At 45.9% G+C, this 14,345-nt stretch carries 10 protein-coding genes and 1 pseudogene; all 11 read left to right on the top strand.

Annotation, left to right across the window (positions count from 1 at the left end):
• Window positions 1–616 precede the first annotated feature (616 nt).
• The 11 genes and pseudogenes from NYE54_RS17405 (at window position 617) to NYE54_RS17355 (ending at window position 14,342) form a co-directional block, all read left to right on the top strand.
• Window positions 617–850 carry an XRE family transcriptional regulator gene (locus NYE54_RS17405; protein ID WP_339264864.1) on the top strand — a complete coding sequence of 78 codons (234 nt, stop codon included), beginning with the start codon at window positions 617–619 and terminating at the stop codon, window positions 848–850.
• A gap of 242 nt (window positions 851–1,092) precedes the next feature.
• Window positions 1,093–2,241: a hypothetical protein gene (locus NYE54_RS17400; RefSeq protein ID WP_339264862.1), complete on the top strand. Its 1,149-nt coding sequence runs from the start codon at window positions 1,093–1,095 to the stop codon at window positions 2,239–2,241.
• A gap of 768 nt (window positions 2,242–3,009) precedes the next feature.
• Window positions 3,010–3,573: a sigma-70 family RNA polymerase sigma factor gene (locus NYE54_RS17395; protein ID WP_339264860.1), complete on the top strand. Its 564-nt coding sequence runs from the start codon at window positions 3,010–3,012 to the stop codon at window positions 3,571–3,573.
• Entirely contained in the window at window positions 3,563–4,066 is a 504-nt protein-coding gene (locus tag NYE54_RS17390) for a DUF3600 domain-containing protein (protein WP_339264858.1), read from the top strand. Before NYE54_RS17395 ends, NYE54_RS17390 begins: the two co-directional genes overlap by 11 nt.
• Before the next feature lie 957 nt (window positions 4,067–5,023).
• Window positions 5,024–5,377, top strand: a complete 354-nt coding sequence (locus tag NYE54_RS17385) for a hypothetical protein (protein ID WP_339264856.1) — start codon at window positions 5,024–5,026, stop codon at window positions 5,375–5,377.
• 52 nt (window positions 5,378–5,429) lie between these two features.
• A complete protein-coding gene (locus NYE54_RS17380; protein WP_339264854.1) occupies window positions 5,430–6,047 on the top strand; it encodes a hypothetical protein in 618 nt (205 codons plus the stop codon).
• Between the two features lie 670 nt (window positions 6,048–6,717).
• Window positions 6,718–6,954, top strand: a complete 237-nt coding sequence (locus NYE54_RS17375; protein ID WP_339264852.1) for a hypothetical protein — start codon at window positions 6,718–6,720, stop codon at window positions 6,952–6,954.
• A 100-nt stretch (window positions 6,955–7,054) separates the two neighbouring features.
• Window positions 7,055–7,228, top strand: a pseudogene (locus NYE54_RS17370) (IS1595 family transposase); the annotation flags it as partial.
• Window positions 7,229–7,595: 367 nt separating this feature from the next.
• A complete protein-coding gene (locus NYE54_RS17365) occupies window positions 7,596–10,670 on the top strand; it encodes a family 16 glycoside hydrolase (protein ID WP_339264850.1) in 3,075 nt (1,024 codons plus the stop codon).
• Window positions 10,671–10,975: 305 nt separating this feature from the next.
• The gene (locus NYE54_RS17360; protein WP_339264848.1) at window positions 10,976–12,730 is read left to right on the top strand and encodes a sensor histidine kinase; all 1,755 of its coding nucleotides are present in this window, start codon (window positions 10,976–10,978) and stop codon (window positions 12,728–12,730) included.
• Window positions 12,717–14,342, top strand: a complete 1,626-nt coding sequence (locus tag NYE54_RS17355) for a response regulator (protein ID WP_339264846.1) — start codon at window positions 12,717–12,719, stop codon at window positions 14,340–14,342. Before NYE54_RS17360 ends, NYE54_RS17355 begins: the two co-directional genes overlap by 14 nt.
• Window positions 14,343–14,345: the final 3 nt, after the last annotated feature.

Raw genomic sequence — 14,345 nt, 5'->3', positions numbered from 1 at the left:
TAAGAAAGTTGTTTGGAACGTATTAACTGATCCTGATTACATTAGAGATTGGTTAGGTGTACCTATTGAAACGGATTGGAGAGAAGAGAGTCCGATCACATTTTCATTTTCATTATCATGGGACGGAAAAAAAATTACCGATAAGGGACATGTATTGAAATTCAAGGAACCGGACACTTTCTACTATTCATTGAAGTATCGGGCAGGGTTAGCTGGAAAGGAATGAAGATGAAGAACTAATTACAAGATAAGTGTGTCTAACAAATGGCTAATTAAGCGGAATGGGTGGGGATGGACCATTAAGAAACTCACAAAAATAGTATTCATGATTTCTGTGGTCGGTATATTATCGTTATTTGCTCTTATGTGCTTATTTGGCATCATCTTCTTTGCGGGATTATGGTATAAAGATGTATTTATGTAATTCATCATTGTGTTCTAAGAACAGGAAATGCTTCACTAACGGGTACGATAACCCGGCGATGGAACTCGCCCAACAAATTGGCCAGACGCATGGGGAAATCCTTCGTTATGGGGCCCTTTATTAAGTATATTCATGCTGGCAATGGACAACGCTTAAGGTTAAGTATTATCTTATGCGGGAGGTCGTCGCTTCTTGAAATTTGAACTAGGACGTTGCTTACTGAATGAACGATTGATGGAATCCGGAAAGTCAGCGGAATGGCTGGCAAAAGACTTGCTTTTTAAACCGGAACGAGTTTACGACTTTATTGAAAACAAAAGAGTGATGCCACTCAAAATTGCCATATCGATCGCCGATTCCATCGGTTGTGATGTTCGTGCCCTGTATGAATTAATTCCGAACGATAATGAAGTAAAGGGGAATTAATGGAATAAGTGGTAGGTTGCGTTAAGACTACAAATGTGATCCATTAAGCTGAGCAATGGATTGATCCGCCTCCGATTGGTGGCGGATTTTGCAATGCAAAATAGTAGTGGGTATGGATTACAAACTATTATTATAACAATGAATAATCGACGTTTTTTGGGTGGGAAATACCCTAGGGAGATGATACACTTAAATACGACATAAACTACATATCATCTCTATTAACAGGGGGAAATCGAAGGATGATTCAGTACTATCGCAACAAAACATGGCTGTGCGCCTTTCTGCTGGCGATTTTTTTGGCAGGACTTTGCATGTTCATTTCAGCAGATTCCGCACAGGCACAGGGGAAGAGCATGCCTGTTGAGAAATTAAAACAGATAAGCAGATTGTCTTTTAATTTAAGGGATGCGTATCAGAACTCCTATACGGTTTATATTTACGCTCAAGATGAAAAATCATCAACCTTGACCGAAATGGACTACTGGACCGGAAATAAGCCGGGGGACAAGCAATACACAGGTACATATAAAGCAGCTCTCGTCAAAAAAGGAGCGACGTATGGTACGATACAATCCGTGAACCTTGGCCTGCATTCGGTTACGCTGCCCCAGACCTGGCATTATACGATTCGAAGCAAAGAAAAGGGCACACCGGATATTCTGATGATTACAGAATGGGGGACATCTAATTTCAATCTGGTTACCCCTTTCATTATTCGTTCGGGGTCGCTGATGCCCGTGAAGTTCGGCGATCATAAAGGCAAAAAAATGGATAACTACTATCCTGCAGGACGGGAAGACGGAGTTCGCATGCTGTCAGATGCACGGGTGCAGTTCAAGTTTTACAATAACGCTGTTTTCAAGTATGCCGTTAATACGTTCAAACTTAACGTGAGCAAGCTGGAATTGCGTTTGACGGAGACGCGATACATGGATTATGATCATCCATCCTGGCCAAATTCAGGAATCGGTGACCGCGCTTATCTCGAAAGCCTGAAGGCTGCTGCCAAGAAAGGGATTCTTCCCGACCAGCCAGGAATCAAGCTCGGCATGACTCATAAATCGCTCCAAAGTACACTTAAAAAAGCCAAGCTGCGGGAAAACGGTGAATGGGGTGCATTTTATGTCTATCAGAACTATGCGATAGGCTTCGATTCCTATCTCCATGAGCTGGATTCCAGCTCAAGACTTATGATATTCAACCTTTTTGCCGAAAAGCGAAATTTGTACCCGTCAACAGTTAAATTGTGGCTTGGCAAACCGAATGATGAATTTTTCAATGAGGCTGATGGCGTGTATGACATGATTTACAACTTTGGTTCAGGCAAGCTGTCATTTCATTACGAGGAAGAGGATGGACAAATCTTCTTGGCAACGATTTATAGATAGTTGGTTGATGAACCGGCCACTCGGAATTATCAGTTCTACAGCAAGCCTCGAGTCTTAACAATTGTCGTTTGAGAATTCGATAATTCGGCATTTACGGATTATCGGGTTAGCCAGAAATTCTGGCTAGCCTTTTTTATACTCGTTTTTACGTCTATTGGTGGGGAATTATAATCTTTCTCTGAAGAAACAACCGACAGCCGTTGGGTAGCGAAGGATAGAGTTCTCGATTTGATTACACAGCCAAGTGTTCGATTTCGCCATCAGGCTTATTTGGAGTTTAACGGAGCCGTAAACTATGCGGACTACGTAAATAAGCCCGAGTTTACAATCAAACATCAAACATATATTTCGAAGTAGATTGTTTCTCGTAGCTGAACAAACGGGTACGATAATTCAATAAGGAAGTCTGCAACAGAAACACTGAAGGAGCTGCCGTAAAGTAGCTCTTTTTTACATGCTCACAAAATAAGTTGTTTGGTACATATGTCCTGCCTGGTGCTAAGCTAACGGGCAGAATAGTCCAAAACCTTTAATAAGATTCCATTAAAGAGAAAGTTCATGTGATTGTTCTACTTGAAGGGCAATGCGCTTTTCATTGGAGGAGTACCAGCGTCCATGACAACAGGGGTAACCGTGTGCAAAAAAATTGGCGATACACCTTAAGAAGTTCCTAAAATGGTGAGTATCATCAAAAAGTTTATTCTCTTACTGAACCTTTTTCTCCACGGGAGCGAATTAAGGGTTGTAACACGTTCAGGAGGGGCCCCTATGAATGATAAAGAGTTACTTCCGTGGCTTCAAAAAGCAACGTTGGGCGACGAGTCGGCCTTTCAGCTTGTCTATCAGGCGACTCACCAAGACGTCTATCGGACGGTTGCTTTTCTCGTCTACAACAAACAGGACATTGAGGATATCGTGAATGAAGTTTACATGCGCATGTGGCGGTCGTTTCACAAGTACGACCCGAACCGGCCGTTTCGGTTTTGGTTGCACGGGATCACTATCCGTCTTGTCCAGGATTGGAAAAGAAAGGCCTGGCGACGAATTCGCCTCTTTGAACGAAACCGCCAGATGACTTGTGAACAGTTCGACTGGACGGACAAAGCAGTCCAGCAGTTCGAAATGCAGCATGAGCTGTTCAGCCTTGTCCGCCAGTTGTCGTACAAACTACGTGTGGTCGTCATCCTGCGCTATTTTCACGACTATTCTCTGGAAGAAATCGCAGAAGTTCTGCAGATCCCCGTTGGTACAGTGAAATCCAGGCATCATCTGGCACTGAAAGAACTCCGGAAACGATTCGAAATGACGGGAGGAGACGCGTATGTCCATTGATAAGGAATTGCGTGAAGAGCTTCGCCAGGTGGCAGATTCGATGCACTGTCCACCCGATTTGTATGGACGTGTCCGACAGTCCTACCAACATTTTGTGAACGAAAAGAGAGGTAGATCTCCTATGAAAAAACGCATGCTCGCAAGTATTGCCGCTGTAGCAATCTTGATTCCTTCTGCCGTATTTGCTTCTTCCTATCTAGCCGATGAAATATTCGGATCTGTTAAAACCATTGAACAGCACGGCGGTTCACAGGAAAGTTATCAAGAGATTGAGGGAATGCTTCAAGTAGCAAAAGACAAGCTCACGGAAGACGAATTGAAGGAGTTTATGGAGTTGTTCAAGCAGATGGTGCAATTAAAGCTGAAGATGACCGATGAAAAAGGAATCAAACATGAGGAAAAGCTGACCAAAGAAGAACAGCAGCAGTTTGAGCAGCTCGTCTCCATGCTGGCCCCGTTCTTCGAGAAGATTAACGGAGCCGCCAAGCCGTAAGAAAAAGAAGCAAGGGACCCGTCCGATGTGGATGGGTCCCTTTTTTTTCACACATTATATGTGAATTTATCATTCATACAAATTACAAAATGCTGCCGATTTCAAACTACTTGCACCATCTCACACGGATCAAAGGTATAAGTTGGAGATTAAGGAACCATATCCAAAGGCTCCTGACTCGAACGTACACTTACATGTTGAGAACAAACATATGGATATTGCAGATATAAAGATTGAAGGAGAACGTGTCTTATGGGACGCCAGATTTTCACTTTTATAACCATCATTCAGAAAAGAATGAATTTTGTTATGTAACTTTTTTTGCTTTATTGGTGTTTACTCAGTTGAAGGAAATAACCTCCATGCAAGGAAGGGGACGGAAAAGTGAAGATGTCTAAATTTATAGAAACCATAACTTTGAGCACGGCTATAATCCTCAAAAAGCCATGATTATTTTGAAATTATTCTACGCTTTACTTCTTAGTATACCGTTTACGATTATTAATTTCAGTGCATACCTAAAAGGCAACACACCATCAACTATAAACTTAGTGAGTACTATTCTCTTTTTAATTTTGTGGATGTCATGGGGAGGTTTCAAAAACTATAGGGATAAACTGAGCATTCGTTTTCTTAAGTTCAGCTCCATTTACTATCTTGTCTCTATTGCATGTGTTTTTGTAATGTATCTTATAGATTCAATACTTTTTTCAATACCAGTAGGAATAATTATTTTAGGACCAGTATATGGGTTAAGGTATTTCCTACCCTCGGTTTCATATGAAACATTCGGATATATCTGTGTAATAATAGTGTATGCTGCCAGTTTGATTGGTTCCTTTATAGGATATGTAACAAGTAAAAAAGCAGCACGAGAGTAAACAGTAATGGGTGTTCGAGGTTTTATTCCAAATTTCACCTGAATAACAAATAGCATCTGAGAAGGGGTGAGTGATCATGAAAAATAAGAAGTATTTAAGAAGATCTATAATCATTGCATCATGTTGTCTTGTATTAATGAGCGCATTTTTTATAATCAGAGAACTTATAGATAATAAGCAAGTTGTAGACTCGACTATTAATGATAATGACACCACTCCACCAAAAAAAGAAGATTGGCAAATTGAATACGAAAGAAAAGCTCGAACGGAACCAGCGGAAAAAGTAGTAACTGAACATGGAGTTTTTTATTATGCTCCTTTTCCAAAACAATTTCCAAGAGATGAAGTCGCTAACCTAGATATTGATGAGGAAGTGACCGAAGATACAAACCAGGTAATAGAAAGAGGTTATTTTTACGAAAAAAAATGAAAAGGACGGAACGAACGATTACAGAGTGAAGAGTGAGAAAGGAGTGAAAAATGTGAGGGTGCATTCTAAAGGCATCAGAAAATTGATTGGTCTGGTTATTATCGTTTGTGTAGTGGGAGGTGTACTGGGGTACCAAAGCACATTTGCTAAAAGCACGAATAATCAAAGCCCCGCAAATTCTCCTAACTATCCTGAAAATGAAAATGGGCAGTCATATGGTTCAGTTAAAGAAGCCACTTCCGTTGAATTGCTACCTGACTTAATCCATATGGGAAGTATAAATGACATTGCAGGATATGTGCTGAAAAAAGATTATCTCGGTGAACTTAGTCGTAATGTTCCACTGTATGATGTTGATGGAGTAAACATAATTGGTTCTATTCATATTGGAGCTAAGAATATGAACTATCCCAATAATAAAAACGGACAGACATACGGTTCTTCCGCAGATGCTGCTTCTCCAGAAACAGAACCTGAATTAATCAGCGCAATAGGTGTAGATGGCACTGCAGGATACGTGTTGAAAAAAGATTTAGACGGTGAGCAACCAAAGTCACCTCAGGATGCCATTGCGATACAGAACAGTAGATCACCAGATGGTCGCGATATCCCTTTGTATGATGTTGAAGGTACAACCGTAATTGGTGTGTTTCATGTTGGAAGAAGATAATAATAAAGTTTGCCCAGCAGGCAAGGTAAGCGAGATTTTACGCGTGACGCCTATTGGCTTTGCGGCCAGCGCCAGTGAGAGCTCCACCTTGTTTTTTCGAATGTTCACAAATGGTCGTTAATTTGTTTTCTGTCATAAGTCATCATAACTATCGAGTAAGTATGCTATGGCAGGGAATTAAACAGCATTTTCAGGTAAGGCTGAATGGTTGCGAAAAAGCAATCGAAACTTTTATCACTAATCCATATTGGGGATATTTTTTCCTGCACTTAGTAAAAATGAAAACGGAGAGAAGTAAGCTTCAACATGACATGCTTTACACAGAGGCAAGTCTAAACGGTTTTTACGATTTTCTCTAGCAATTCTAAACGCAGTGGTGAACCAGAAGACTGTTTTTGAATTGAAACCCTTAGAGATAAATGACAGCTGCCTTAGTTCTTTTCATTTTGCTGGTTATTAAAACTAGATCTTTCTTTTTCTAAACAAATAACATTTTTTAAACCCTGCCAGCCTTGTGCTGACAGGGTTTAATTTCTCAAAATTTCGTAAACTAGCGGAATCTACATTATTATCGGTAACCTTCGATCTCATTCATTGTAGAGGGTATAACTGCCGTGACCTTTTGTCCAACGCGTTCATATGCTGCGTTGTCAAAGAAAGAGGTGATAAGATGGAAGCCTATTATAGCTGCATGCGATTCATGAACCAGAAAGTCCGCATTACGACAAGAGACGGTTGTGTACACGTAGGAAGAATCGTAAAAGTGGATTGTGATAATGTGTACTTGGAGACAGATCGAAGAAACGGAACTGTAACGACCTCCGCTTTCTTCCCCTTCGGATTCGGGGCTCGCAGCTCCATTTTAACATTAAGCCTGTTCACGCTGCTCGCGATTGCTCTAATCTAATGTACCGATCTCCTCGCTACGAGGAGATTTTTTTTGGATTGAGGCAACACGAAGCGCAGCCAAGAATGCTCTTCGTGTTGCCTCAATCCATCCCGATGAAGTCACGCACGCTACCTTGTTTTACTGGCGGCAAGAGATTCGTTCCGCTTTGAAGCAGATTCCGACCGAAGCATTTCAAGTTATTGTTCAAATGGATGAGACTTACTTTCTGTACTCGGAAAAGGGCAAGCGGAATATTGCCAAACGTAAGCCACGTAAACGTGGCGGAAAAGCACATTTTCTCAGAGATAAGCCCTCAATCATACATTCAATAAAATGAACCCAAATATGAGGTCTTCTCGTTCGTTGCAGAGGGCTGTTTGTAAGATCATTTTTTTCTTGATTGCATGGAGAACAGTTAAAATGTATCCCTGGAGAGTGGGCTTGCCCCACTCCTTTTTATGCGGGCAGGGATTATAATCCATCGTGACAGTGAAAAGTTTGGATGGAGGGGGGGTGAACCTCAGAAAGGGCGGCTGTTGCTTGCTTCCGATAAAATGTTAGCGCCTTCACAAAAAAACGCAAGCAAGAATACAATCGGGCGAACTGAGCTGCGCTGCCTTATTATTGTTCGGCAGATGAATAATCTTGAGGAGGTATTTATGATTACCATTACAAGAAAAGCAGTTAGTCTGTTGGTCGTGCTTGCCGTTATAATCACAGGATTGTTACCCCGAGCTGCGGAAGCTGCCAAAATCGATAGCTATTCTATTTCTTCAATGGATATGACGGATGCCGCTGATCCGACATCTTTGGCACAGAGCGCCATAGCACCTGCCACGATACAAAATTACCCGATGCCATCCATCTATACCGCATCCAGCGTGTTTTCATTGAAAGCCGATAACAAAGCGATTCCTGTAATCAGTTATCTGGCTGACTATGACTATGCCCAATTTTCTTTTTCCGGCACGGTCCGAATCGAAGTTACCAACAATGTGCCGATTACATCATTCTCCATCAGTCCTCAGGCTAAAAACATCGAAGGCACAGTTAACGGGAACAAGCTGACGTTCACGCTTTCATCCTCAACCTATGTCATCGTAAAAATCAATGACCAGAGGAAGAAGATTGTCATCGCGGCAGACCCCTTGGAAACGGATATACCCCCGTCCGCAGGTGCCGGGATTTTTAATGTGACACAGTCGCCATACCACGCGGATAACACGGGATCATCGCTGGCATCGGACGCGATTCAGCAGGCGATCGATGACGCCCATCAAGCCGGCGGCGGCGTAGTTTTCGTTCCGGCAGGTGTTTATAAGAGCGGGAACCTGACATTAAAAAGCAACGTAACCTTTTACCTGGCTGGAGGCGCCGTCATTGTCGGCACGGGCAGGGGGGAAGACTACGTGATTGATTTTCGCAAGGATTCACGAAACGCGGATGGAACGTATTTTATTCGTACTGCCGTAGATTCCACCAATATTACGATACGGGGACGGGGAACCATTGATGGAAAAGGCATTGCGATGCGAGAGCGAAAGATGCCGGCGCCTAATAAAAATGAAGGGTTCCTCAATAACCTGCTCGTTCCGATCGCAACATCCAATTTTACTTTTGACGGCTTAATATTGCGGGATGCCGGTTTCTGGTCGTTTATGGTGGTTCGTTCCGACAATGTGACCATAAACAATCTTAAGGGATTCCAGGATTTATACAAAATCGAGAACGACGTTATCGATATTAATGAAAGTCAGAACGTGCTTGTTCAACATTCGATTGCCATCTCGGACGATGACACTTATTCCACGAAAACCTGGCTGCAGACGGGGATGTCCAAAGACTGGCCGGGCGAGCTTGAACATTTGGAAAACGTGGTTTTTGATGACGCTTTTGCATGGACAAGATGTGCGGCTTTCAAGATTGGCATGGGCGTAGCCCAGCCGCAAATCGGCGTAACCATCCGAAATTCGTATGTGTATCAAAGCGCCCGAGCATTGCTTATCGATCATGGATACCAACTGAATACCCTCCCGGAGGAAGGTTACGCCCAAAATATTACGTTTGAGAATATCGACATCGAACGCGTCGGTATCAATCAATTCGGGAACTATTGGCTTGGAGTGTCCACCAGCACTTCCGGCGATGTAAGCAATGTTGTAGTCAAGAACATCAATGTTCGCGAGACCGGCACCCAGAAATCCAGAATTTCCGGGAATGCCACGAAAGGCGGAAGGGTTAACGGCGTCACGTTCACAGATGTTTATGTTGGAGGGAAGCTTGCAACAACCCTGGACGACTTGAATGTTACCGTTAATAACAATGTATATGGTCTCGTTTTTGCCAATTCCAAGCCGCCGCTATTCAGCGACAATTTCGAAGACGGAAATACGGCGGGTTGGACATCGATGTCCGGTGGCTGGACCGTCCCGACAGTCGGCACGAATCACGTGCTGTCCAGCGGGAATCAGACAACCACCTCCCTGATTACCGCTAATAGCGGGGGTTCATGGACGGATTACGTTTATGAAGCCAGATTAAGAATGCCCATCACCAATGCCAACGCGGGCATGGTCTTCAGGGTGCAGGATGCAAACAATTATTATATGTATCGCATTCATTCATCGAATCAACAGCTGGAGTTGTTCAAATCCGTGAATGGACAACTGACGCTTGTAAACAGTACGCCGTTCACTGCTATTGAGAAGCAGTGGTATACAGTTAAGGCGGTTATGCAAGGGAACACGATATCCTGTTACGTGGATGGAGAATTAAAGATGGAATGGACCAATCCTGTCACCGAATTGACGGCTGGGGGGATCGGATTTCGGACCACCTCGGCCGGCGTCCATTTTGACGATGCCGTGGTTAGCCTCATCAATAAAGCGCCTGAGGAGATTGCCCTTTCACACAACAGTGTTGTTGAAAACACGACGGCGGGAGGCATGGTTGGAACTTTTTCCACCAGCGACCCTGATGCGGAAGAAACATTTACTTATATGCTGACAGCAGGTGCAGGGGATGTGGACAACAGCAGCTTCACCATATCGGACAATATGTTGATTCTAGCCGTAACGCCTGATTACGAAGCCAAGGACAGCTACAGCATCCAGGTGAGGAGCACAGATTCAGGCGGACTGTATGTTGAGAAGTCCTTTACGATCCATGTCACGGACGTGAATGAACCTCCCGTGTATCCGGATCCTACGGTCATCCAATTCAGCGACGATTTTGAAGATGGAAATACGGTAGGTTGGACGTCTGCTTCAGGTTCCTGGAATGTGACAACTGACGGCACAAAAGCCTTGATTCAGAATCAAGCAGCCACTGCAGTCATTACTGCCGGCGATTCGTGGACGGATTATACGTATGAAGCCAAAGCGAAAATGCCCATCACCAATGCCAACGCAGGCATTCTCTTCAGGGTACAGGATGCAGGTAATTTCTATATGTTCCGAATCCATTCCACAGCCCAAGAGCTGGAGTTGTACAAATCCGTGGGCAACGTCATGACCCTTGTATCCAGTACCCCGTTTACAGCTCAGGCGAACCAGTGGTATACGATGAAGGCTTCCATTGAAGGGAACACAATAAAAGGTTATGTGGATGGGGAACTAAAAATGGAATGGACCAATCCCGAAACAGAACTGACAGCAGGGAAAATAGGGTTTCGGACCACCTCGGCTGGCGTAACTTTTGATGATGCTTTGGTTCTGACGCCTGACCCGATTTAGTTAGCAAAACATTCTGTACCGGTAAGAAAGACGTCTATCGACGTACATTCACAGAAGACAGACCGCGTTTAGCAATAGTTTTTCTTGCGATTATAGAATTGTTCAGCTCCGTTGAAAGCTTATAAATTCAATAATCTTCAAAAAAAGCCGATCCACAGGTCGATCACCGTTCATGGGATCCTAAGAAGGAGCTGCCCCTAAAGCCATGACATGGCTGCCCGGGACAGCTTCGTTTTTTTACGTTGTCGAACAGGGGCTGCAGTGACATAATCAAAGCAAAGAATTTAACGGAAGGCGTGAAAAGCTTGGAGTACCTCCGCAGGCAATCGTTCCGCAACAAACTCAAGGTCGCTTTTCTGGCCGTCATCGTGCTTTCTGTTCTAATGACCGGAGGACTGTCTTATTATATCTCGACTGCGACGCTGGAAAAAAATGCACTGAAGCTCACGCAGGACACGGTGGTCAGATCCGCACAGATTGTGGATGAGAAGCTGAACAAACTGATGTTGATTATGATGACGTTTATGATCAGCCAGCCTTTCTACGATATGCTGAAGGATGCCGGCTCCGGGGATGCCAGCAGATATTACATGCATCTGAACGATCTTGACAACGTTTTCTCGCAGGCGCGGATCGCCGAGCCGCTAATCCAATCGATCTACGTATTTACGCCGATTGGCGAGTTCTATCCTTCGTCCATGAACCGAAATCGGCTCACCGCATTCGAGGATACCGTTCTGTATGCGCGCATCGAACAGGAGAAAAAGAACCTGTGGGTGGAGGGTCATGAGGATATGCTCTTCTCCGGCAAGGAACGCGTCATTTCGCTTATTCTGGAGCCAATCTTTGACACCCCGGTCAGCGGTGTTTATATTGTCGTGAATATCCGAGAGGACGGTTTCCGCAAGCTGGTCCAGGGGAACACCGCGGAAGGGGCGTCCAGCTTCTTGCTGAACGCTGATGGAGAGGCGGTTTACCCCGTGAAGGAACCGCTGGTCAGGCAGGCAGTTGAGACGGGTAATTTGAGTGGCATGATGAGCCGCTCGGAGGGAAGTCAGCCCTTTGAAATGGAAGGCCAGACCTATCTGCTTAATTATGCCCGTCTCGGCATTGCGGATTGGACGATGACCACCATCCGTTCCCGAGCCGACGTGCTCCAGGACATGGTTTTTGTCAAATGGCTGATCGCCGGAGTTACGCTGGCTGCTTTTACCGTCACCACGTTGATTTCGGGCGCATTTTCACGCTATTTGCTGAAACCGCTGCAAGGGCTTCTGAAGGTGATGAAGCGGGTCGAGAACAACGATCTGACCGCCCGTTTTGAGAGCGGCAGCGGAGATGAGCTGGCTCAGGTGGGATTTCGGTTTAACCGGATGCTGGAACAGATTGTGGTGTTGATAGATGAGGTAACGGAAGCCCAGACGCATAAGCGAACTGCAGAGATCAAGGCGCTGTCGGCGCAGATGGACCCGCATTTTCTGTACAACACGCTCAACACCATCTACTGGAAATTGAAATTGAAGCAGATCGAACCGTCGCAGCAAATGGTCATGTCGCTCTCACGCCTGTTCCAACTTGGATTGAACAATGGCCAGGAAATTACGACACTGTCGAAAGAACTGGAGCATGTGCGCCAGTATCTGGAACTGCAGTTAAGCTGCTATGAAGGCTTATTCTCTTATGAGATCCATGTACGCGAACCGGAGCTGTCATCGCTTTCGATTCCGCGCATCATTTTGCAGCCGTTGGTGGAGAACAGCATTTTGCACGGTTTTCGCGACCTGAAGAACGGCGGCCTAATCGAAATCGAGATTAGCGGGGATGAGAAACGCTGGACGATTTCCGTACGTGATAACGGAAAGGGAATGGACAAGACCCAAGTGCGCGAACTCTTTTTGCAGGAGTCGAAGAAGGGATATGCGGTGTCCAATCTGATCCGGCGGCTCCGGCTCTATTATGGGGACGGTGCGGAATTTCACGTAGACAGTGTGCCGGAGCTCGGAACCGAAATACGGATTTCATTGCCCAAGAAAGGGGAGGATTTGGATGAGCAATCCTGAGGCGATCAGTCTTTGCATTATCGACGATATTAAAAGCGTGGTGGACGGACTGACCGCGATGAACTGGGAAGAGCAGGGGATTCGGGTCGCAGGTGTATCGAGCAATGGGGAAGAGGGGCTTACCCTGATCAACGGGCTGCGTCCGGATCTGGTTATTACCGATATTCGGATGCCGATCATGGACGGGTTGAGCATGCTGCGTTTGGTGCTGGAAGAGAACCCCAGCTGCAAGGTCATTCTGATCAGCGGCTATGCCGACTTTGAATATGCGCAGAAGGCGGTGCAGCTGGGGGCGTTTGATTTTGTGGTGAAGCCCTTCACAGAAGAAGATATGATGTCGGCTGTGCTGCGAGCCAAAGCAGAGGTTATGGAAGAGAGGTCCAAACGGATAAGTTTGAGGGAAATGGAGAACAAGCTTCGCGAGAGCATGCCGGCGCTGCGACAGGAATACTTTGCGCTGCTCATAAGCCACCGCACTTCATGGGAAGAGGCCTCGGAACGGTGGGAGTTTCTGAATATTGAGCTGGAGCCGCGCGGCTTCGTGGTGATGCTGATAGAAATTGACCGCTTCCGGGAGCAGGTTGCCGAGCAGTCCATCCAGGAGATGGAGCTGATCCGGTTTTCGCTGTTGAACATTATGCAGGAGACGCTTGCCCATTATGCACGCAGCGTTCTTTTCCGAGCCCGTCATGACCAGTACCTGGCCGTACTGAACGATACAGGACCGTCCAGTCCGATCGAAATTGCCGAGCAGTGCTGCCGGAATATGGAACGATATACCAAGTTCACGGTCTCGGTCGGGGTCGGCGGCAGAGTGGAGGAGATCAGCGGGCTGCCGGATTCCTACCGGCAGGCTCATCGTGCGCTCTCCCATCACCTGTTCACCGAAGGCAATGCGGCCATTATGTATGACGATTTCCTCCAGAGCGGCAGTCAGGAGCCGCTGGCGCTGGAGTACAAGGACGAGCTGCTGCTGGCCCTGCGTTCTGGGAATGCCGTCCGGACGGACGCGATGCTGTCCGCGATTTCGGAAGCGCTGCAGAAACGGATCTCAAGGCAAAATCCGGATTATCTCCTCAGCCTGTACGATGAGCTGGCTGCTTCAGCGATCCGCACGCTTTACGAAATGGTTCCCTATTCGGAGATACAGCCGCTCATTCAGAGATTCAGAACGGTGCAAGGGACGGCGGGACTGCCGCTGGCCTCTTTGCAGCGTCAGCTGCTTGTCTTGTGCACGGAGGGAGCCGAGCTGGTTCGCCGAAACAGCTTATCCGAAGGGCAGAAGGTGATTTATAAGGCCATTGGCTATATCAAGGGCCGCTTGTCCGAGGATATTACCGTCGGCGAATGCGCCGCCCATGTGCATCTCAGCGCCAGCTACTTTTCCAGCTTGTTCAAGCAGGTGACCGGAATGACGGTCACACAGTATATCACCTCGGAACGCATTCAGAAAGCGAGGCTGCTGCTGGTAGAGGGGGCGCAGGTGCAGGAAGTGGCTGCGGCAGTAGGGTATGAGGAGCGCAGATATTTCAGCGAGATGTTCAAGAAGATCACTGGCCAGACCCCGTCGGAATTCAGGGCCGGCTATCACATGGATCGGCCTGAGGCGTGAGGC

This window comes from Paenibacillus sp. FSL K6-1330 (genome assembly GCF_037976825.1).
Taxonomy (GTDB): Bacteria; Bacillota; Bacilli; order Paenibacillales; family Paenibacillaceae; genus Paenibacillus_AQ.
Note: the sequence above shows the minus strand (reverse complement) of the source record. Positions and strands in the feature narration are given on the sequence as shown.